The sequence below is a fragment of the Micromonospora sp. NPDC093244 genome (assembly GCF_040683695.1).
Classification (GTDB): domain Bacteria; phylum Actinomycetota; class Actinomycetes; order Mycobacteriales; family Micromonosporaceae; genus Micromonospora.
Map to the genome: position 1 here is coordinate 927,483 of NZ_JBFBEO010000001.1, position 18,354 is coordinate 945,836.

At 68.7% G+C, this 18,354-nt stretch carries 17 protein-coding genes and 2 pseudogenes; 13 read left to right on the forward strand and 6 right to left on the reverse strand.

Annotation, left to right across the window (positions count from 1 at the left end; genetic code table 11):
* Positions 1–11: 11 nt before the first annotated feature.
* The gene (locus tag AB0N27_RS04200; protein ID WP_364362912.1) at positions 12–287 is read left to right on the forward strand and encodes a phosphopantetheine-binding protein; all 276 of its coding nucleotides are present in this window, start codon (positions 12–14) and stop codon (positions 285–287) included.
* 50 nt (positions 288–337) lie between these two features.
* On the opposite strand, the gene AB0N27_RS04205 is transcribed toward AB0N27_RS04200, so the two are convergent.
* From AB0N27_RS04205 to AB0N27_RS04220, 4 genes and pseudogenes are all read right to left on the reverse strand, one after another.
* Positions 338–1,564 (reverse strand): cytochrome P450, encoded by a 1,227-nt coding sequence (locus AB0N27_RS04205; RefSeq protein ID WP_364362914.1) that lies wholly within the window; start codon positions 1,562–1,564, stop codon positions 338–340.
* Positions 1,561–3,345, reverse strand: a complete 1,785-nt coding sequence (locus tag AB0N27_RS04210; RefSeq protein WP_364366056.1) for a non-ribosomal peptide synthetase — start codon at positions 3,343–3,345, stop codon at positions 1,561–1,563. Before AB0N27_RS04210 ends, AB0N27_RS04205 begins: the two co-directional genes overlap by 4 nt.
* A 48-nt stretch (positions 3,346–3,393) precedes the next feature.
* A pseudogene (locus tag AB0N27_RS04215) lies at positions 3,394–3,534 on the reverse strand (MbtH family NRPS accessory protein); the annotation flags it as partial.
* A gap of 37 nt (positions 3,535–3,571) precedes the next feature.
* Positions 3,572–4,960 (reverse strand): condensation domain-containing protein, encoded by a 1,389-nt coding sequence (locus AB0N27_RS04220; protein WP_364362916.1) that lies wholly within the window; start codon positions 4,958–4,960, stop codon positions 3,572–3,574.
* A gap of 513 nt (positions 4,961–5,473) precedes the next feature.
* Between AB0N27_RS04220 and AB0N27_RS04225 the strand changes: the two genes are divergently transcribed.
* From AB0N27_RS04225 to AB0N27_RS04235, 3 genes are read left to right on the forward strand one after another with little or no spacing between them, the layout of a single operon-like run.
* On the forward strand, positions 5,474–6,229 hold the full coding sequence (locus AB0N27_RS04225) for a hypothetical protein (RefSeq protein WP_364362918.1): 756 nt from the start codon (positions 5,474–5,476) through the stop codon (positions 6,227–6,229).
* A 30-nt stretch (positions 6,230–6,259) separates the two neighbouring features.
* A complete protein-coding gene (locus tag AB0N27_RS04230) occupies positions 6,260–7,360 on the forward strand; it encodes a nucleotidyltransferase family protein (protein WP_364362920.1) in 1,101 nt (366 codons plus the stop codon).
* 31 nt (positions 7,361–7,391) lie between these two features.
* A complete protein-coding gene (locus tag AB0N27_RS04235) occupies positions 7,392–7,655 on the forward strand; it encodes a phosphopantetheine-binding protein (RefSeq protein ID WP_364362922.1) in 264 nt (87 codons plus the stop codon).
* A gap of 186 nt (positions 7,656–7,841) precedes the next feature.
* On the opposite strand, the gene AB0N27_RS04240 is transcribed toward AB0N27_RS04235, so the two are convergent.
* On the reverse strand, positions 7,842–9,011 hold the full coding sequence (locus AB0N27_RS04240) for a DICT sensory domain-containing protein (protein ID WP_364362924.1): 1,170 nt from the start codon (positions 9,009–9,011) through the stop codon (positions 7,842–7,844).
* 380 nt (positions 9,012–9,391) lie between these two features.
* On the opposite strand from AB0N27_RS04240, the gene AB0N27_RS04245 reads away from it, so the two are divergent.
* Positions 9,392–10,432: a serine hydrolase gene (locus tag AB0N27_RS04245; RefSeq protein WP_364362926.1), complete on the forward strand. Its 1,041-nt coding sequence runs from the start codon at positions 9,392–9,394 to the stop codon at positions 10,430–10,432.
* A gap of 191 nt (positions 10,433–10,623) precedes the next feature.
* Here AB0N27_RS04245 and AB0N27_RS04250 read toward each other — a convergent pair.
* Positions 10,624–11,207, reverse strand: a pseudogene (locus tag AB0N27_RS04250) (citrate synthase); the annotation flags it as partial.
* 277 nt (positions 11,208–11,484) lie between these two features.
* Here AB0N27_RS04250 and AB0N27_RS04255 point away from each other — a divergent pair.
* From AB0N27_RS04255 to ptsP, 8 genes are read left to right on the forward strand one after another with little or no spacing between them, the layout of a single operon-like run.
* On the forward strand, positions 11,485–12,246 hold the full coding sequence (locus AB0N27_RS04255) for a DeoR/GlpR family DNA-binding transcription regulator (RefSeq protein WP_364362928.1): 762 nt from the start codon (positions 11,485–11,487) through the stop codon (positions 12,244–12,246).
* Complete coding sequence (gene pfkB, locus AB0N27_RS04260) at positions 12,243–13,151, forward strand: 1-phosphofructokinase (RefSeq protein WP_364362930.1); 909 nt, start codon at positions 12,243–12,245, stop codon at positions 13,149–13,151. The genes AB0N27_RS04255 and pfkB overlap by 4 nt, the downstream gene beginning before the upstream one ends.
* Before the next feature lie 58 nt (positions 13,152–13,209).
* Positions 13,210–14,394 (forward strand): PTS mannitol transporter subunit IICB, encoded by a 1,185-nt coding sequence (locus AB0N27_RS04265; RefSeq protein ID WP_364362932.1) that lies wholly within the window; start codon positions 13,210–13,212, stop codon positions 14,392–14,394.
* Positions 14,395–14,399: 5 nt separating this feature from the next.
* Entirely contained in the window at positions 14,400–14,708 is a 309-nt protein-coding gene (locus tag AB0N27_RS04270; RefSeq protein ID WP_364362934.1) for a PTS lactose transporter subunit IIB, read from the forward strand.
* A complete protein-coding gene (locus AB0N27_RS04275; protein WP_357983593.1) occupies positions 14,701–15,135 on the forward strand; it encodes a PTS sugar transporter subunit IIA in 435 nt (144 codons plus the stop codon). Before AB0N27_RS04270 ends, AB0N27_RS04275 begins: the two co-directional genes overlap by 8 nt.
* Positions 15,132–16,172 carry a zinc-dependent dehydrogenase gene (locus tag AB0N27_RS04280; RefSeq protein ID WP_364362937.1) on the forward strand — a complete coding sequence of 347 codons (1,041 nt, stop codon included), beginning with the start codon at positions 15,132–15,134 and terminating at the stop codon, positions 16,170–16,172. The genes AB0N27_RS04275 and AB0N27_RS04280 overlap by 4 nt, the downstream gene beginning before the upstream one ends.
* A 9-nt stretch (positions 16,173–16,181) precedes the next feature.
* On the forward strand, positions 16,182–16,457 hold the full coding sequence (locus tag AB0N27_RS04285; RefSeq protein WP_222957770.1) for an HPr family phosphocarrier protein: 276 nt from the start codon (positions 16,182–16,184) through the stop codon (positions 16,455–16,457).
* Entirely contained in the window at positions 16,450–18,123 is a 1,674-nt protein-coding gene (gene ptsP, locus AB0N27_RS04290) for a phosphoenolpyruvate--protein phosphotransferase (protein WP_364362939.1), read from the forward strand. Before AB0N27_RS04285 ends, ptsP begins: the two co-directional genes overlap by 8 nt.
* Positions 18,124–18,354 lie beyond the last annotated feature (231 nt).

Consider the following 18,354-nt stretch of genomic DNA (forward strand, 5'->3'; position numbering starts at 1 on the left):
CCGGAACATCGATGGAACAAGGAGCAGAGGCCATCGACATCAACTCCGTTGAGGACCTCCAGGACCGGATCGGCGCCATCTGGCGGTCCGTCCTCGGCACCTCGGACTTCGGCTACGACGATGACTTCTTCGCGGTCGGGGGTGATTCCTTCAAGATGCTGATGGTTCGTGCCGAGATCGAGGAGACCATCGACGGGTGTGAGGTCGCGATCGTGGAGCTGTTGAGGTTCCCGACCGTCGCCTCGCTCGCGTCGCAGCTCCACCAGAGGCTGGCCTCCAATCGATGACGCGTGCCGCACCCGAGCGGTCCGGTGCGGCACGCGTCGCTCCCCTGGAGCTACCGGGCGCCGACCACCGCCACCGGGAGGCTGTTCACACCCAGGATGAAGTTCGACCTCAGGTGCTGTGGAGCGCCGGCGGGCTCCAACCGCAGTTGTCGAGCGATGATCGCGTCGAGCAGAACGGTGAGCTCGGTGTGCCCGGTGACCGCCCCGGCGCAGCGATGGATGCCACTTCCGTATGACACGTGGCGATTGGGCTGGCGGGTCACGTCGAAGCGGTCCGGGCTCGTGAATTGCTCCTCGTCCCGGTTCGCCGAGACGTTCCACAGTGTCACCGAGTCGCCCGCCCGGATCAGCGTGTCCCTGATCGGGACGTCACGCGTCGCTACGCGTTGCACGTAGGCGTTGGTCGAAGCCCAACGGAGGAACTCCTCGATCGCGGTGTCTCGCACTCCGTGGTCCTTCAGCAGCCTGTCGTACTCACCGGGATTCTCCATCAGGGCGATCATTCCGCTCGACGCCGTGTAAGAGGTCGTCTCGTTGCCGCCGACGGCGACGTTCATGCAGTTGTAGAGGATGTCCTCCTCTCGCATCGGCCGCCCGTTCAACTCGGCGCGCAGCAGCATGCTGACGACGTCGTCGCCGGGCTTCTGCCGACGGGTCCGGACGAGGTCGGTGAAGAAATCGAAGATCTGGCTCTGGAAGTACGCGAGCCGGAGTTGCGCGGAGTCGATCCCACCGTCGTACATGGGGTCCCGGAAGCCGATCATCTGTCGAGTCAGACCGACCAGCTCGTGGGCGGTGTGGTAGTCGACGTCCATCATCGCCATGACCGCACCGGCCGGCAGTTGCGGCACGATTCGCTCCGCGAAGTCACCCCCGCCGTCCTCGACCAGGCGCGTCAGCGCCTCGTCGACCAGTTGACGGATCTGGCGCTCGACCTTCAACACCATGTCCCGGTCGAACGCCGGGTGCAGCGCCCGCCGGATCATGCGGTGCCGCGGCGGGTCTGAGGCGACCAACATGCGACCCGCGGCGGTGTCCTTCTCGCTGCGGAACGAGCCACCGAGCACGGCGCCGCGTTGCGAGCTGAAGGAGGCATGGTTCCGGTAGGCCATCAGGACGTCGTCGTGGCGCGTCAACGCCCAGAACGCCAAGCCGTCGGGAGATTCGTTCCAATAGACCGGCGAGTGCTGCCGCAGGTAAGCGAAGGCACGGTGGTGCTCCTGCCGCACGAACATGTCGACGTCGGCCAGGTCGATGGCGGTATCCGGATGCGTCATCGGCTGCCGTCCCCCTGGAGCTGAAGCTCGATTACCTCGGCCAATGACCGCAGGACACCGTTCTCGAGGATGGCCCGGAACTCGACCTTGATGCCGAGGTCGCGCTGGATGGCGCGCTGCACCCGGAAGGCCAGCAGCGAGTGGCCACCCAACTCGAAGAAGTCGTCGGCAGTGCCGATGTTCTCGGCCGCCAGAAGTTTCTCCCACAGATCGGCGAGGTACTTCTCGTGGGGCCGGCTCGGCTCCACCCAGCGTTCACGGCGGGACTGGTGCTCCGCCAGCAGGCGGTGGAGATGGCTGAGATCCCGCTTCCCGTGGTCATCGCCGGGGATCGCGGGGACGATGATGAAGTCACTCGGCACCAGGTAGTCGGGTAACGCCTTTTCGGCGTGGGCCCGGACGCTCTTCGGTGACGCGGTCTCGTGGGGAACGACGAATGCCACGAGGTGGCGATTGTCCGCGGTGCCGGCGACGAGCACAGCCGCGTCGCGTACGTCGGGGTGGTGGTAGAGCGCGCGTTCGGCCTCCCGCGGCTCGACCCGGTAGCCCCTGATCTTCACCTGGTCGTCGACCCTGCCGAGGAACTCGAGCTGGCCGGCCGCGTTGACGCGTGCCAGGTCACCTGTGGCGTACATCCGTCGCCCCTCCCCAGCGAAGGGGTCGGGCAGGAAACGCTCGGCGGTGAGCGCCGGGTCGTTGACGTAGCCCCTGGCCACACCGTCGCCGCCGATGTGGATCTCGCCGGCCGCACCGTCCGCGACCGGGTCGAGGGCGGAGTTCAGAAGGTAGATCCGGACCCCCGCCAGGGCTGCTCCGATCGGCACGGTGTCGGCGTCGTCGGGCACCTCCCGCACCTGGTACGCCGTGCAGGCGGTCGTTCCCTCGGAGGGCCCGTAGAGGTTGAAGAACTCGCCGCTGAAACCGCTGTCGAGCAGATCCCGGCTGGCAGCCGGAAGCAGGACGTCCCCGCCGGTGTGCAGGATCCGCAGGCCAGTGAACGTGTCCCGGTCCTCGCGAAGCACCTGGTTCACCGCCATTGTCGGCGCGAGCATGGCGGTGATGCGCCGCTGCCGCAATTCACGCTGCACCTCGCCGCCGATCAGGTCCGGGAAGGACGGCAGGACGACGATCTCCGCGCCGTGGGCGAAGCTGCACCAGGTCTCGAAGTGGAACGCGTCGAACGAGACGCTCGATACCTGAGCCACCCGGTCGTCCGGGCGCAGAGCCGGGAGCGCCGGATTGGCCCCGAACGCCACCAGGTTGCGGTGTTCGAGCGCGATGGCTTTCGGGCTGCCCGACGTGCCCGAGGTGAAGAGCAGGCACGCGAGGCTGTCGGGGGCGATCGCGGGGGCCGGGCCTGCCGCCTCCTCGGACACGGGCGCGCTCCGAAACTCCTCCACGGTGACGTCCAGGTGGGTGATCCGGGTGGACCAGCCGGGCGTGGTCAGGACGAGCCGGGCGCCGCTCGCCCCGATCATCAGGTCGCGACGGTTGTCCGGATACCGGGGATCGACCGCTACGTACGCCGCACCGGCCTTGAGGACGCCGACCACGGCGACGAGGAAGTCCACGCCGCGTTCCAGGTAGAGCGCCACCCTGTCCTCGACGCCAATGCCACGGTCGGCGACGAGTGTCGCTAGCGCGGTGGACCGGGCGTCGAGTTCCCGGTAGGTGAGCCGTTGGTCGTCGTCGCTGACGGCGGGACGATCCGCGTGCTGGGCGACTGTGCGACGGAAACTCTCCAGCAGCGTCGCCGGCCGGCCCTCGGTCGGCTGGGGCACCGGTCCTCGCGGACGGATGTCGAGCCAGCTGGTAGAGATCGACCGCAGACAGTCCTCGCGGGATGCGGGCCGACCCACCGGCCGCCATCCGGAGGGAAGCGGGCGGGCCTGTTCCCAAAGGCTGTGCTGGCCATGGTCGTTGACGACAACCTGGCACGTGTCATGTTCCTTTTCGGTTTCCCCGTTCATGCTGTGGCTCCTGTTTCTCTGTGCTGTGGCGGAGAAGTCACGACCGGCGGACGGGCCGATGGTCCAGCAGCGTGGCCAGCGGCGCGGGCTGCTCGGCCGTTACCGCGCGCAGGATCGCCAGGTACCGCTCCGCGAAGGCCGCGATCGTCACCTGTTCGAAGATGCTCGTGCGATATTCGACCGCGACGGTGAACGCTTGCCGCTGCTGACGAACGGCCAGGGTGAGGTCGAACTTGGCCGTGCCGAACGGAAGCTCGAGCGCGGTGGCCGAGATGTCACCGAGTTGGAGGTCTGAGCGCTCCACCATGGTGTAGCTGAAGATCGTCTGGAACAGTGGATGGACCGTGGGGTCCCGCTCCGTAGCGGCAGCCGAGACGATGGTCTGCAGGGGAATGTTCCGGTGCTCCAACGCGTCGTAGAGCGCGTCCCGGACCCGGTCGAGGACCCCCGGGATCTCGTCGTCCCTGGACAGCTGGACCCGGATCGGCAGCGAGCTGACGAACACACCCACCACGTCCTGCAGCTCCTCGGCGTCGCGATGCTGCACGGGTACGCCCGTGACGATGTCGTCGTCGCCACAAAAAGCCGCCAGCGCGATCATGTGGGCAGTGAGCAGCAGCAGGAACGGGGTGGCGTGCTGCCGTCTCGCCGCGGCGAGGACGGCAGCCGCGTCCTCGGCGGCCAACGGGAAACTGAGCGTCGCGCCACGGGGATCGAGGCGGTCGCCCGCTACCCGGTCCAGCGGGAGCTTCGTCCGGGTCGTTCCGGCCATGGTTTTCCGCCAGAATTCGATCGTTCCCTCCGGCACCTCTTCGTCGTTCACCAGCGGCGCCCGGAAATCGGAACTCGTCGCCAGCGTCGGCAGGTCCGAGGCGCCGCGGTAGAGGGCACCCAGGTCGCGGTTGATGACCCCCTCCGAGCCACCGTCCACGGCGATGTGGTGCATGGTCAACAGCAACACGGCGCTGGTTGGGCCGTCGACGTAGAGGTGAGCTCTGAAGATCGGGCCCCTGCGCAGGTCGAACGGCTTCCGCAGCTCACCCTCGATGTGGGCCATCGGGTCGGTCGGCACGGCTGCCGTCGCCGATTGGGTCAGGTCCCAGATGTGCAGATGGCCGCCCTGCGGCGGGTGGACCACGGCCTCGATGCGGTGTTGGACGCGGTCGAACGTCGTCCTCAGCGCTTCGTGGCGGGCGACCAGTCCGTCAACGGCGGCCGCCAGCCTCTCCGGATCGATTCGTCCGCTGAGGCGCCAGGCAAAGCCGGCAACGTACGCCCCGGGCCCGTCCTGAAGCTGGTCCAGTGCCCACATCTGCCGTTGAAGGGCGTTCGCCCGATAACGCTTCGGTTGACCTGCGGCCGGACGCTTTACCTGTTCGCCGGGTGAAAAGAAAGACTGGAGTCGATCCTGCCTGTCTGCCGTCACGCCGCTCCTTTGCCTACCACCGCCGCGTCCACACCCGATTTGGTTACGGCCCCACGTCACCCGCCCGCCACAAAGCGAATGTGTCCACGGTGGGTGTTCTGCCACCCACATCCAACCTGCCCGCTGACAGAGCGGCGGACGTGTCAGCGGCCACGCGGGGTTTGGCGCGTCGCTCGAGAGGCGGCGCGGAAAAGCCTCCACTGTGGGATAACACAGGAGGCCTTTGCGGGAAAATGTATGCGGTGGCGTCCATCCCCCCGACGAGTGTGGGTCGCGTGTGTTGCGCGGCATCAAGGGATCGACGGGCATCGACCCGGCTGCTGAGGCATCAGTATCCATGATTCCAGCGGAGGCTGCAAGGTCACGTCTTGTCGGCGACGGATGAGCCGTCGTCGGTCCACGCTGGAGGGCCAGCTGACCAGTGTGGTTCCGCCTGGGCTGGTCGGGTCGGCGGCCAGAACGTAGACTCGCCCGGCGGAAGATTGTCGATCGCTTCATGGGGGCGAGGAAATCGTGACCGACAGGCTCAAGGCTGACCCTGACTCGACAAACGAAGTGCATGATCTCACGGAGTTCACCGACCAGGCGTCGTGCCGGTTGACGCCTGTGATGACCCTGGAACCGCACGTCGCCCAAGCCATCGTCGACGCCCTCGGAAACCTGGTCCGCGCCGCCCACGCTTCGGGCAGCGCGAGCGTTCCGGACCGCGAGGGAGTCGTACGCGCGCAGACGTTCGAGGAGGGGGACGTCTACATGCTCGAGTCACCCTTCACGGGATTCTTCGCCGACAGATATCTGATGGACTTCTTCGATGTGACGTCGCGTGGGATCTGTTCGCGTATGCACTTTCACACCGGTCTGCGCTTCGTCCGCATGATGACCGGTCGCGACACGTGTATTCAGGTGTCGAGCCTGTCTCCGCTGCACGTCCTGAGCGGGCCGGTCGGAAGCGACCCGATCGAGTTCGAGTCATTCACGGACCAGCTCCCGGACAGCCTCGGCGAATCGACTCGCTATAACGTGGTCGTTCCGCCCAACACGTGGGCAGATTTGCAGATTCCGCGCGGTACTTCCCATCAGTTCAACGCATTCGGGCCGAACGCGATCATCGACTCGGTTCATCCGGAGGAGTCGATCGAGACACTGCGCGAGAAGATGTCTGGTTTCCGCATGATGGCTCAGACCATCTTCTTGGGTGCGGACAATCCCAGTGCGGACCTGTGCGGGTCAATGTTGGAGACTTGGAACAGTCAGCCGACAAACGATTAATCCCCTGGCGACGACTGCGTAGACGGTTGGATGATCATGGCTATTTCAAATGAGGCCCGGCTGCTGATCGACCTGTGCCGGCGCCTGCTTCAGCCCGACTATCAGGCAAGCGAACAAGTAAAACTATCGGGAGACGAGTGGGCGCGGCTGAGCTATCTGGCCGCCTACCACCGGGTGGGTGCGGTCCTCGGTTCCTTCGCTCGATCCCTGAATGCGCCGCTGTTCGTCACGACGCTCCTCGAGACCTATTATCTCTACAATCGCGAACGCAGCTGGCTGTTCGCGCAGGAGATCGCGAGCATCACGAAGCGGATGGCTGCTCACGATCTGGAGGTGTTGGTCCGAAAAGGTGGCTATCTTGCCTACTCCATCTACCCGGAAGCCGCGGTCAGGGAGTTCAACGATCTCGATCTTCTCATTCATGAATCCGATCGAGAGCGGGCTTCGGCAGTTCTCACCGAGCTGGGCTACGCCCAAGGCACGTTGACGAAGGATGCCCGCGTCGTCAAACCCATCGCCCGTCGGACCGAGGTGTTCTGGCGATTGAACGCGTCGTCGGTTCCCATCTTCATCCGCCCGGCGGCCAATGATTACGTCAACCATTACCGCGTCGATCTCCGCTTCGGACTGCTTGAACCGGTCACGGGAAAGAGTCTCCCCATGGAGCACTGGTTCAGCGGGGCCGAAGCCGTCCACGCGTACGGCATGTCGTTCCGCGTGGCGTCTCGCGAGCACTTCTTGATCGATGTGGCCGTCCATCTTTATCGCGAAGCGATAACCCTCGCGTCGATCGACGCGAACAAAGACCTACGCCTGATGCGGTTCCTGGATATCGCGGCGATTTTCGCCAGTGGTGATTCACGGCCCGACGAGGCACGGTTGGGCTCGCTCGTGGAGTCGTACGACCTGTGCCGTGAGGTGTACTACGCACTCCACTTCACCGATATCCTCTTCCCCTCGATCATTCCGCAGGAGCTGCTCGCGCGGCTTCGTCCGGACGATGTGGCCTACCTCGATCAGTATGGCGAGATGGACCATGCCAAAGCCACCTGGCCGATCGACTTCGTCACGAGGCTTTTCGACCCGGAGCGAAACCGATTTGTCCAGTCTCGGAGCGAGCTGCCCAGATGATTTTCTGCGACGCGACTGAGGGGAGAGGGCGATGACGTCCACGGCAAGCGAAAAGGATGCTGCCATCGAGCGGCGGCTGCGGGAGATCCTGGATCGGGACACCGGGATTCCTGATGCGATGGGGATCGACCGGGACACGGATCTCCTCGCCGCCGGTGTGTCATCGCTCGAGACGGTCACCGTGATCCTGTCGATCGAGGAAGAGTGGGCGATCAGATTTGACGAGGGCGCCCTCTCGAGAAGCCTGTTCAAATCTCTCGGCACTCTCTGCGCGGGCGTCAGCGAGCGCATCTGACATCGGCTCACAGCCCGTCATCCATCGTGGACGTACTCGGGCACTTCGGCCTGATGGGCGGGGTGGCGGCGAAGGATCAGGTGGTCTTGATCGTTTCTACCGCCTCGGCGACTACTGTCACGAGTCGGTCGCGGCAGGGTCTGTTGAGTCGGGCCGCTTGCGAGGCGTACGACCACGGCGGGCTGATCATGGCGTTCGGGCTGGTTCGGGTGCCGGGGTGGAGACCCCGGCTCGGCCGACACCGGCTGGCATCGGGGCGGGCTCCGACGCCACTGTGGCCAGCGGCACCCCCTGCTTCACCGCCCACGACAGGGCGTGCCTGACGTCGGCCACCGGCAGGGGTCGGCGGGCGGTCACCGAGACGGCGGCGTGCACGTCGAACGCGACGAACGGGTACGAGCGGGCCAACCCCGCGACGCCCTCCCGGACCCGGTCGGCCACCCCGATCGCCTGATCCTCGCTGAGCGAGGGCAGCACCAAGAGGTACTCGTGCTCGGCCAGCCGGACGGCCCGGTCGCTGGGGCGCAACGCCGCGGTGAGCACGCCGAGCACGGCCTGCGCCTCCCGAGCGGCGCTGCGCCGGCCGAACCGCTCCGGCGCCCCGGCCGGCTCGGCCACCCGGACCGCGACCAGCGCCACCGGCAGGATGCCGGAGGCAGTGGTTCCGTCCAGGCCGGTCCATCGCCGCATCGCTGCGTCGTCAAGCAGCGCGGCTGGCTGCGCGGACACCTCATCGGGCCGTCGGGTGGAGTCGAGCGCAATTCGGGCCCGCTCCGCACGCCGTACCAACAGGCGGACCGCCGCCTCGCCTCGCGCCTCGCCGGGCGTCGCGGGCAGCTCACGGCACCGACCCAGCACGTCGTCGAGCACCAGCAGCGCGGCCCGGGGCAGCCGGTCGCCGAGCTGCCCACGCAACCGGACCATCTCGTGCAGCGCGTCGTCCCGGCGGAAGCTCCACCCGCCGTCGAATAGCCGCCCGGCCTCGAGCGTCGCTGCCCTGGGCTCCACCTCCATGCGGTCGTGCGCCACCAGCACCGCGCCGAACCGCGGCGTGAGCACCAGCACCGACCACTCCCGAGCCAGCGGCTCCGCCTCGTCCAAGAGCACGCCGTACGCGCCCTGCGGCAGCGCGGGCGGAGTGGGACCAACCATCCCGATCACGGTGACCGCCGCGGTCGCCGCGATGCGTTGGTAGAGCGCGCTCTCCCGTTCGAAGTACGGCATCCGCTGAAAGAGCGCTGCGACTACGGTGGGGCCGTCCTCGGCGGGCGCCAAGGCAGCCCGCTCGATCGCGTGCGAGACAGCGACGAGGTTGGCCTTGGTCAACCGCTCGGGTGCGGGTCCACTCAGCAGCACCGCGTAAGCCTAACCGCGAGCCGGGATCGCCGGCATGGACGGCCCCGTCCCCGGCAGCGCTGAGAGGGCTTGCTTGACGGACTCCGCCGAGCGCGATCCGATGACGACGCGGGCGCCGACGGCGGCCACGGCCCGGGCTACCGACAAACCGATACCGCTGCCGACGACGGCCCCCCGCGATGTTGAGGTGGGAGACATGAGTCAAGCGTGGACGCGCCACGGTTGGCGTGTCCAAGACCGGTCAGGTGTCAACTGATGCCGCACCGGCATGAGCGGGTACAGGATCGCGGGGCGGGCCGCCATCAGTTCCCGCCGGGTGGAAGACTGCCGACGGAATCGCATCGTGGCAATCGGCAGCCCGTGCTGTGACACTCCTCGGCATGTCTCTTGTGTCCGTGAACAAGCAGGAACTGCGGCGTGTCGTTCGGGAGTTCGCTGCCCACTGGACGAGTGAGGCCGTGGACATCGAGAGCTACCTCGCCGCGCAGGTCGACGACGAAACTCACCGTGAGGTGGTCGGCCCACTGCTTGCGGCGAGCGGGGCCAGTGGAGTCGTCCGGGTCGGGGGTCAGGAGGCCGCCGTCTGGGGTGACCCGACGGTCCCCGAGATGGCGTTCAGCGTCACCAAGTCGGTCGTCTCCGTCGTGGCCGGAGTGGCGTTCGACGACGGCCTGCTGGTGCCCGACCAGCCCGTCCATCAAGTTGTCGATGTTCCGGAGTTCCGCGGTCCGCGCAACGAACTCATCACCTGGCGGCACCTGCTCCAGCAGTCCAGCCAGTGGGAGGGAGCGCTCTGGGGCAAGCCCAGCAGTGTCGATGCGCAGAGCTTCCGCGAGGGGACCGAGGTGCACGGCACACCGCCGGGCGCGGGCTGGGCCTACAACGACGTACGAATGAACCTGCTCACCTACGCCCTCACGCTGCTGATGCGCAGGTCGCTGTCCGAGGTGCTGCGCGAGCGAGTCATGACCCCGATCGGCGCCTCGGACAGGTGGTCCTGGCACGGCTACCGGACCAGTGTCGTGGAGATCGATGGCCGCCCGACCGAGGTGGTCTCCGGCGGCGCGCACTGGGGCGGGGGACTCTTCATCGCGGCGAGAGACCTGGCCCTGATCGGGCAGCTCTTCCTCAATGGAGGGACCTGGGCGGCGACGCGAGTGCTGAGCTCAGAGTGGATCGACAGGTCGTGGGCCCCTGGCCCGGTCAAACACGAGTACGGCTACCTCTGGTGGCTCAACGACGAGCGGATCCCGTGGCCAGGAGCCCCGAGCACCGGCCGTAGCGCCCGGGGCAACGGCGGACGACACCTGCTCTGGGTGGATCCGGCGCGGGAACTGGTCATCGCCTCCCACTGGACCGAGGATCCGCTCGGCCTTGTTCGTCGGGTGTCGGAGACTGTCAGCGCCTCCCGAGGGTGCTGATTGGTCGCGCTGCTACGAGGTCGACAGCACCGTCGAATCCGGCCGGTGGGCGTCCTGCGATCGTCACTACAGCTACGGTCGCCGCGTGATGCCGGAACAACGTCCAAGGAGCGGCTGGCATCGTCCCGTGATCCATCAGGCTTTCCTTCCTGCCGGACATCGGCGGGATGCGCGGCCCAGTGCGCGCGCTCTCAGCACGTCCGGCAGTTGAGGTCCCACCCTCGGACGTCCTGCGGGGAGCGCGGGTCAGGGCCGACGTAGTGCGCGGACGGGCGTACCAGGCGGCCCGGCTTCTTCTGCTCCAAGATGTGTGCGCTCCAGCCGGCAACCCGCGCGCAGGTGAAGACGGAAGTGAACATGTGGGCCGGCACCTGGGCGAAGTCGAGCACGACCGCCGCCCAGAACTCGACGTTGGTGGGCAGCACTCGGTCGGGGTAGCGGTTGCGCAACTCTTCGAGGGCTGCCTTTCCAGTGCCTCGGCAACCTCGTAACGAGGGGCGGCGAGCTCTTTGGCGGTACGGCGCAGCACACGCGCACGCGGATCCTCAGCCCGGTAGACCCGGTGGCCGAAGCCCATCAGCCGCTCGCCGCGATCCAGGACGCCCTGCACATAGCCCACCGGGTCGCCAGAGCGCTCCACCGTCTCGATCATCTGGAGCACCCGGGTAGGTGCTGAACCGTGCAGCGGACCGGAAAGCGCGCCGATCCCGGCCGAGATGCAGGCCGCCACATCGGCCCCGGTAGAGGCGACCACGCGGGCTGCGAAAGTGGAGGCAAGGTCGCGATTGGCCGCGGTGAACAGCCAGGTCGGGGCCCAGTGCCCCGGCGTCGGGCGACTGCGGATTCCACCACGCCCGTGGCGCCAACTCCCGCACGATGTGTCGGCTGGGGGGCGTCCCCCTGGTGTCGCCGGCGTCGCTGACGCCGGCCGAGGGTCGCGTGCTCGGCCGGCCCCCAACGGTTGTGTGGTTTTCTGTGGACGTCTCTTGACTTCCCCCACAACCGGGCGTAAACAAAACGCAAGCAAAACGAAACGGCGGTAAAACAACATCATGTACGCCGAAGAACGACAGCAGGAGATCCTTCGCATCGCCCGGGAGGTGGGCCGGGTCGAGGTGGCCGGTCTGGCCGACGGGCTCAACGTGACGTCCGAGACGATCCGCCGCGACCTCACCATCCTGGAGCGCGCCGGGGTGTTGCGCCGGGTCCACGGTGGAGCGATCCCGGTCGAGCGGCTCGGCTTCGAGCCGGCACTGGCGGCGCGCGACGCCGTGCTCATCGAGGAGAAGGAGCGCATCGCCAAGCTCGCCCTCAGGGAGGTCCCGGAAGAGGGCGCGATCATCCTCGACGCCGGCACCACCACCGCCCGGCTGGCCCAGTTGCTGCCCGTCGACAGGGAGTTGACAGTCGTGGTCAACTCGCCGGTCATCGCGACGACCCTCGGCACCCATGCCAACCTCAACGTCCTGCTGTTGGGCGGACGCGTCCGGGGCAAGACGCTCGCGACGGTCGACGACTGGGCGCTGTACCCGTTGGCGGACCTCTACGTCGACGTCGCGTTCGTCGGGACCAACGGGATCTCGGTCGAGCGTGGGCTGACCACCCCCGACCCGGCCGAGGCGGCGGTGAAGCGGGCGATGGTTCGTGCCGCCCGTCGTACGGTGCTGCTCGCCGATCACACCAAGCTCGGCAACGACTATCTGGCCCGGTTCGCTGATCTGGCCGACGTCGACCTGCTCGTCACCGACAGCCAGGCCGACCCCGACCTGGTCGGCGACCTGGAGTCCGCGGGTGTCCGGGTGGTCCGCGCATGATCGTCACCGTCACCCTCAACCCCAGCCTCGACCGGGCCGTGGAGGTCGACTCGCTCAGGCGGGGCGAGGTCATCCGCGCCGCCGCGGCCCACCTCGACCCCGGCGGCAAGGGCGTCAACGTGTCCCGCGCCCTGCTGGCCAACGGGGTCCCGTCGGTCGCGGTGCTGCCGTCCGGCGGCGACGAGGGCGACCAGCTCATCCGCCTCCTCAAGGCGGAGGGCGTGGAGGTCCTCGCCGTGCCGATCTCCGGACGGACCCGTTCCAACATCACCCTGGCCGAGCCCGACGGCACGGTCACCAAGATCAACGAGCCGGGTCCGGCGATGTGCCGTGCCGAGTTCGACGAGGTGATCGAGCGTGTGCTCGACCGGGCCGGCGGTGCCGACTGGGTCGTGCTGTGCGGCAGCGTTCCGCCCGGCCTGCCAGCCGACGCGTACGCCGAGCTGTGCCGCACGCTGCGCGCCGCCGGCAGCAGGGTCGCCGTCGACACCAGCGGTCCCGCCCTGCGTGAGGCCGCCCTGGCCGGGGCGACCCTGCTCAAGCCCAACCGCGAGGAGCTGGCCGACGTGGTCGGTGCCCCGCTGGCGGGCCTCGACGATGTGGTCGAGGCCGCCCAGTGCCTGCGGGCCTGGGGCGCCGGCACCGTCGTGGCCAGCCTCGGCGCCGACGGCGCTGTCCTTGTCGACGCCGAAGGGGTCCGCACCGGCTCCTGTCCGGTGGCCCGGCCCCGCAGCACCGTCGGTGCCGGCGATGCCCTGCTCGCCGGGTTCCTCGCCGCGGGCGCGCAGGGTGCCGCAGCCCTCACCGAGGGCCTGGCGTGGGGCGCCGCCGCGGTGCGACTGCCCGGCAGCCGGATGCCCGGCCCCGCAGACCTGTCCCGCCACGACGTCACCATCCACACCTAGCCGGACGAGCTTTCCCCCGCGGCCGTCTGGACCACCCCTTTCAGAAGGAGATACCCCCGTGACCTCCTCCTCCTACACACCAGCGGTGCAGGGCCAGGGCTTCAAAGCCACCGTGCAACGCCTCGGCGGTTACCTGGCCGCGATGGTCATGCCCAACATCGGCGCGTTCATCGCCTGGGGCCTGATCACCGCACTGTTCATCCCGACCGGCTGGATCCCCAACAAGACCCTGGCCGAACTGGTCGGCCCGATGATCAGCATCCTGCTGCCGGTGCTCATCGGCTACACCGGCGGCCGGCTGGTCCACGGCCAGCGCGGTGCCGTCGTGGGCGCGGTGGCGACCATGGGCCTCGTCGTCGGCGCGGACGTGCCGATGATCCTCGGCGCGATGATCATCGGCCCGCTCACCGCCTACCTCCTCAAGCTCTTCGACGGTCTGGTCGAGGACAAGATCCGGCCCGGCTTCGAGATGCTCGTCGACAACTTCAGCGCGGGCATCATTGGCGCCGCGATGGCCATCGGCGGTGTCTACGGCATCGGCCCTGTGGTCGAGTGGCTCACCAAGCAGGCCGGCTCGGGTGTCGACTGGCTCGTCGACAAGGATCTGCTGCCGCTGACCTCGGTGCTCGTCGAACCCGCCAAGGTGCTCTTCCTCAACAACGCCATCAACCATGGCGTGTTCGGCCCGCTGGGCATCGCCGAGGCGGCCGACAAGGGCAAGTCGATCCTGTTCATGATCGAGTCGAACCCCGGTCCCGGCCTCGGCCTGCTGCTCGCCTTCATGGTCTTCGGCCCCCGCGCGCTGCGCCCCAGCACCCCGGCCGCGATCATCGTGCAGTTCCTCGGCGGCATCCACGAGATCTACTTCCCGTACGTGCTGATGAAGCCGAAGCTGATCCTCGCCGTGATCGCCGGTGGCGCGGCCGGCGTCGGCACCTTCATGATCACCGGTGCCGGCCTGGTCGCCACCCCCTCGCCGGGCAGCATCTTCGCCTACCTGGCGGTCACCCCCAAGGGCGACTACTTCGGGGTCATCCTCGGCATCGTGATCGCCGCCGCCGTCAGCTTCGCGGTCGCCTCGGCCCTGCTCGGCTTCGGTCGCGGCGAGCCCCCCGCGGACGCGGTCGGCCCGGACGAGGAGACGGTTGTCCGCCCGGACGAGGAGCGGGTCGTCCGCCCGGACGGGCAGCCCGTCGTCGACCCGGACAACGCCCCCAACAAGCCGGCGAAGCAGGAGGTCTGACCACCATGCCCATCATCAACGGCACTCAGATCAAGAAGGTGATCGTCGCCTGCGACGCCGGCATGGGCAGCAGTGTGATGCTGGCCAGCCAGCTACGGCGGCAACTGGCGAAGAGCGCGGTGACGGTCGAGCACACGCCGGTCAACTCGATCCCGGCGGACGCGGACGTGGTCATCTGCCACCAGGGGCTCGCCGCGCGGGCCCGGGCCAGCGCGCCCGACACGGTGATCGTGCCGATCCAGGTGTTCATCGGCGATCCGGCCGTCACCCGGGTGGTGAACGCGGTGCAGCGCGGTGGTGAGCTGAGTGGCTGATCTGCTGGCCCGAGACGCGATCCGGCTCGACGAGCGGGCCGGATCGCGGGACGAGGCGATCCGCCGCTGCGGGGCCGTGCTCGTCGAGATCGGCGCGGTCGCCCCGGCGTACGTGGACGCGATGCTCGCCCGCGAGCAGAGCGTCTCCACCTACATCGGGGAGGGCGTCGCCATCCCGCACGGCACGCTGAACAGCAAGGAGTCGGTCCAGCGCGATGCCCTGGCGGTGCTGCGCTTCCCGGACGGCGTCGACTGGGACGGCTTCGACGTGCGGGTCTGCGTCGCCATCGCCGCAGCCGGGGACGGGCACGTGGACATCCTGGCCCAGCTCGCCTCGGTGCTGATGGACCCGGACCAGGCGCAGCGGCTACGAGAGTCGACGAGCGCCGATGACGTGATCACCATCCTCGAAGGGAAGCCACTGTGAAGGTCGTCCGATTCCACGCGCCAGGTGACGTCCGCATCGAGGACGCGCCCGAGCCCACGCCAGGCCCCACCGACGTGAAGATCCGCGTCCGGGCCTGCTCCACCTGCGGCACCGACGTGAAGATCTCCCGCTTCGGTCACCACCACATCGCGCCGCCTCGGGTCATGGGCCACGAGATCGCCGGCGAGATCACCGAAGTCGGCGGCGACGTCACGGGCTGGCGGCCGGGGGACAGGGTCCAGGTCATCGCCGCCATCCCGTGCGGTACGTGCGCCGAGTGCCGGCGCGGCCGGATGACCGTGTGCCCCAACCAGGTGTCGATGGGATACCACTTCGACGGCGGGTTCGCCGAGTACGCGATCGTGCCGCACAACGTCCTCGCCGTCGACGGGCTGAACCGGATCCCCGAGGAACTCAGCTTCGCCGAGGCGTCCGTCGCCGAGCCGCTCGCCTGCGTCCTCAACGGCCAGAACCTCGCCGGTGTGGGGGAGGGCGACGACGTGGTCGTCGTGGGCTCCGGGCCGATCGGCTGCCTGCACGTCCGTCTGGCGCGGGCGCGCGGCGCGGCCCGTGTCTTCCTCGTCGACCTCAACCGCGAACGCCTCGACCTGGCCGCCAACCTGGTGCGACCGGACGCGGCGATCTGCGGCGCCGAGACCGACGTCGTCGACGCGGTGCTCAAGCTCACCGAGGGCCGGGGCGCGGACGTCGTCATCACCGCAACGGCCGCTGGCGTGGCCCAGGAGCAGGCGGTGCAGATGACCGCGCGGCAGGGCCGGATCAGCTTCTTCGGCGGACTGCCGAAGGACAAGCCGCTCATCTCCCTGGACTCCAACCTCGTGCACTACCGCGAACTGACGATCGTCGGTGCCAACGGCTCCAGCCCGGAGCACAACAAGGAAGCGCTGCGACTCATCGCCAACGGCTCCGTGCCTGTCGCCGATCTCATCACCCACCGCCTGCCGCTCGACCGTGCCCTCGACGCCTTCGGCATCGTGGCGCGCGGCGAAGCGATCAAGGTGACGATCGAACCGTAGGAGGATCCGTTGCCCACCAGAACAGTCCTCGTCGGCTCCGCCAGCGGGCTGCACGCCCGCCCGGCGGCGCTGTTCGTCGCCGAGGCGGCAAAGCAGCCGATGCTTGTCACCATCCGCACCGGCGACAAGAAACCCGTGCCGGCCCGCAGCATGCTCGCCGTGCTGTCGCTCGGCGCCAAGAAGGGCACCGAGGTCACCCTGGAGGCCGACGGCGACGGCGCGCAGGACGCCGTCGACACCCTGGCTGACCTCCTCGAACGTGATCTGGACGCCGCCGATGCGTGAGCTTCGGGGGATCGGGGCCAGCCCCGGTGGTGCGGCGGGGCCGGTCTACCGGCTGGCCCCGCCTCCGGCCCTGCCGCCGTTGGCGCAGACCATTGATCCCGAGGCCGAGAAGGCAGCCGTGCGGGCGGCCGTCCTCGCCGTCGCCGTCGACCTGACCCGTCGCGCCGACACCGCCCTGGACGCGACCGCAGCCGAGGTCCTGCGCGCTCAGGTGATGATGGCGCAGGACGAGACGCTCATCGACGCGGCCGACATCGCCATCGACGGCGGTGTGGACGCGCCGCACGCCATAGCCGACGTGCTCGCCGTGCATCGGGCCGCCTTCGAGGCGGCGGGCGGGTACCTCGCCGAGCGGGTCAGCGACCTGGACGACCTGCGGGACCGCCTCGTCGCCGCGTGCCTGGGGCTACCGATGCCGGGCGTGCCGGACCCGGGCCATCCGTACCTGCTCATCGCCCGCGACCTGGCGCCCGCCGACACCGCAGGCCTCGAACCGGGCCTGGTGCTGGGTCTGGTCACGGCCGAGGGCGGGCCGACCAGCCACACCGCGATCCTGGCCCGGACCCTCGGTATCCCGGCCGTGGTCCGCTGCGCGGGCATCCTGGACGTGACCGACGGCGCGCTTGCCACTCTCGACGGTGCGAGCGGCCTTGTGGTGGCCGGCGTCTCCGCTGAGACGGTGACCACTGTCAATGCGGACCGACTCGCGGAGATCGAACGCCGCGCCCGCTCCCAAGGCCCGGGGCGGACCGCAGACGGCCATCCCATCGCGCTCCTGGCCAACATCGGCTCCGCCCGCGACCTCACCGGCGAGGTTGAAGGCGTTGGCCTGTTCCGCACCGAACTGCTCTACCTTGACCGCAGCGATCCGCCGTCGCACGAAGAGCAGGTCGCCGCGTATCGCGACGTCTTCGCCGCGCTGCCCGGCCGCAAGATCGTCGTGCGCACCCTCGACGCCGGCGCCGACAAGCCGCTGCCGTTCCTGCGTCTGGCCGATGAACCCAACCCTGCGCTGGGCATCCGCGGTCTGCGGGTCGCGCGGCAGACACCCGCCGTGCTCACCACGCAGCTGGCCGCGATCGCGGCGGCGGCTGCGGCGGCGGACGCCGACGTCTGGGTGATGGCGCCGATGGTCGCCACGGCGGCGGAGGCGGCCGCGTTCGCCGAGTCCTGCCGGGAGCATGGTCTGTCGACCGCCGGCGTGATGATCGAGGTGCCGGCCGCGGCCCTGCGCGCCAGCCAGGTGCTGCGCCACGTGGACTTCCTCAGCGTCGGCACCAACGACCTCAGCCAGTACACGTTCGCCGCTGACCGCATGTGCGGCGACCTCGCTGACCTGCTCGACCCGTGGCAGCCCGCGCTTATCGCGCTCCTCGCCTCCTGCGCGGCAGCCGGTGTGGAGGCGGGCAAGCCAGTTGGTGTGTGCGGAGAGGCCGCCGCGGATCCCGATTTCGCAGTGGTCTTGGCAGGCCTGGGCATCACCAGCCTGTCGATGGCGCCCCGCAGCATCCCGGCGGTGCGCGAGTCCCTGGCCGCGCACACCCTGGACGAGTGCCGCCAGATCGCCGAGGCGGCCCTGGCCGCCCCCAGCCCAGAGGCAGCCCGGGCGGCGGCGGCCGGCGCCTCGCGTCAGCTCCGGAGCGGCGACGGCATGTCCGTGCGGTGAGCCGGTCACGCTCATCCGACGACTCGTCATGATCGCAGTACCGCTCGTGCTCGTCCGGGAGGTACGCGTCGACGTACACCAGGGCCTTGACCTGCTCGTCGCCCAAAGCGGCGTTGGTGAGCACGCCCGAGAGGAGATCAGGCGGCGTGTCGACATCACCTCACACCGAGAGTCGGAGACGAGACGCGCTTGCCCGCACCTGGGGTCTGCTTCCCAAGAACGGCAACGTGG

Coding starts and splice junctions, on each gene's coding strand:
- pfkB (WP_364362930.1), top strand. CDS start 12,243: ATGATCGTCACCGTCACCCTCAACCCCAGCCTCGACCGGGCCGTGGAG.
- ptsP (WP_364362939.1), top strand. CDS start 16,450: ATGCGTGAGCTTCGGGGGATCGGGGCCAGCCCCGGTGGTGCGGCGGGG.
- AB0N27_RS04200 (WP_364362912.1), top strand. CDS start 12: ATGGAACAAGGAGCAGAGGCCATCGACATCAACTCCGTTGAGGACCTC.
- AB0N27_RS04270 (WP_364362934.1), top strand. CDS start 14,400: ATGCCCATCATCAACGGCACTCAGATCAAGAAGGTGATCGTCGCCTGC.
- AB0N27_RS04230 (WP_364362920.1), top strand. CDS start 6,260: ATGATCATGGCTATTTCAAATGAGGCCCGGCTGCTGATCGACCTGTGC.
- AB0N27_RS04235 (WP_364362922.1), top strand. CDS start 7,392: ATGACGTCCACGGCAAGCGAAAAGGATGCTGCCATCGAGCGGCGGCTG.
- AB0N27_RS04245 (WP_364362926.1), top strand. CDS start 9,392: ATGTCTCTTGTGTCCGTGAACAAGCAGGAACTGCGGCGTGTCGTTCGG.
- AB0N27_RS04205 (WP_364362914.1), bottom strand. CDS start 1,564: ATGACGCATCCGGATACCGCCATCGACCTGGCCGACGTCGACATGTTC.
- AB0N27_RS04255 (WP_364362928.1), top strand. CDS start 11,485: ATGTACGCCGAAGAACGACAGCAGGAGATCCTTCGCATCGCCCGGGAG.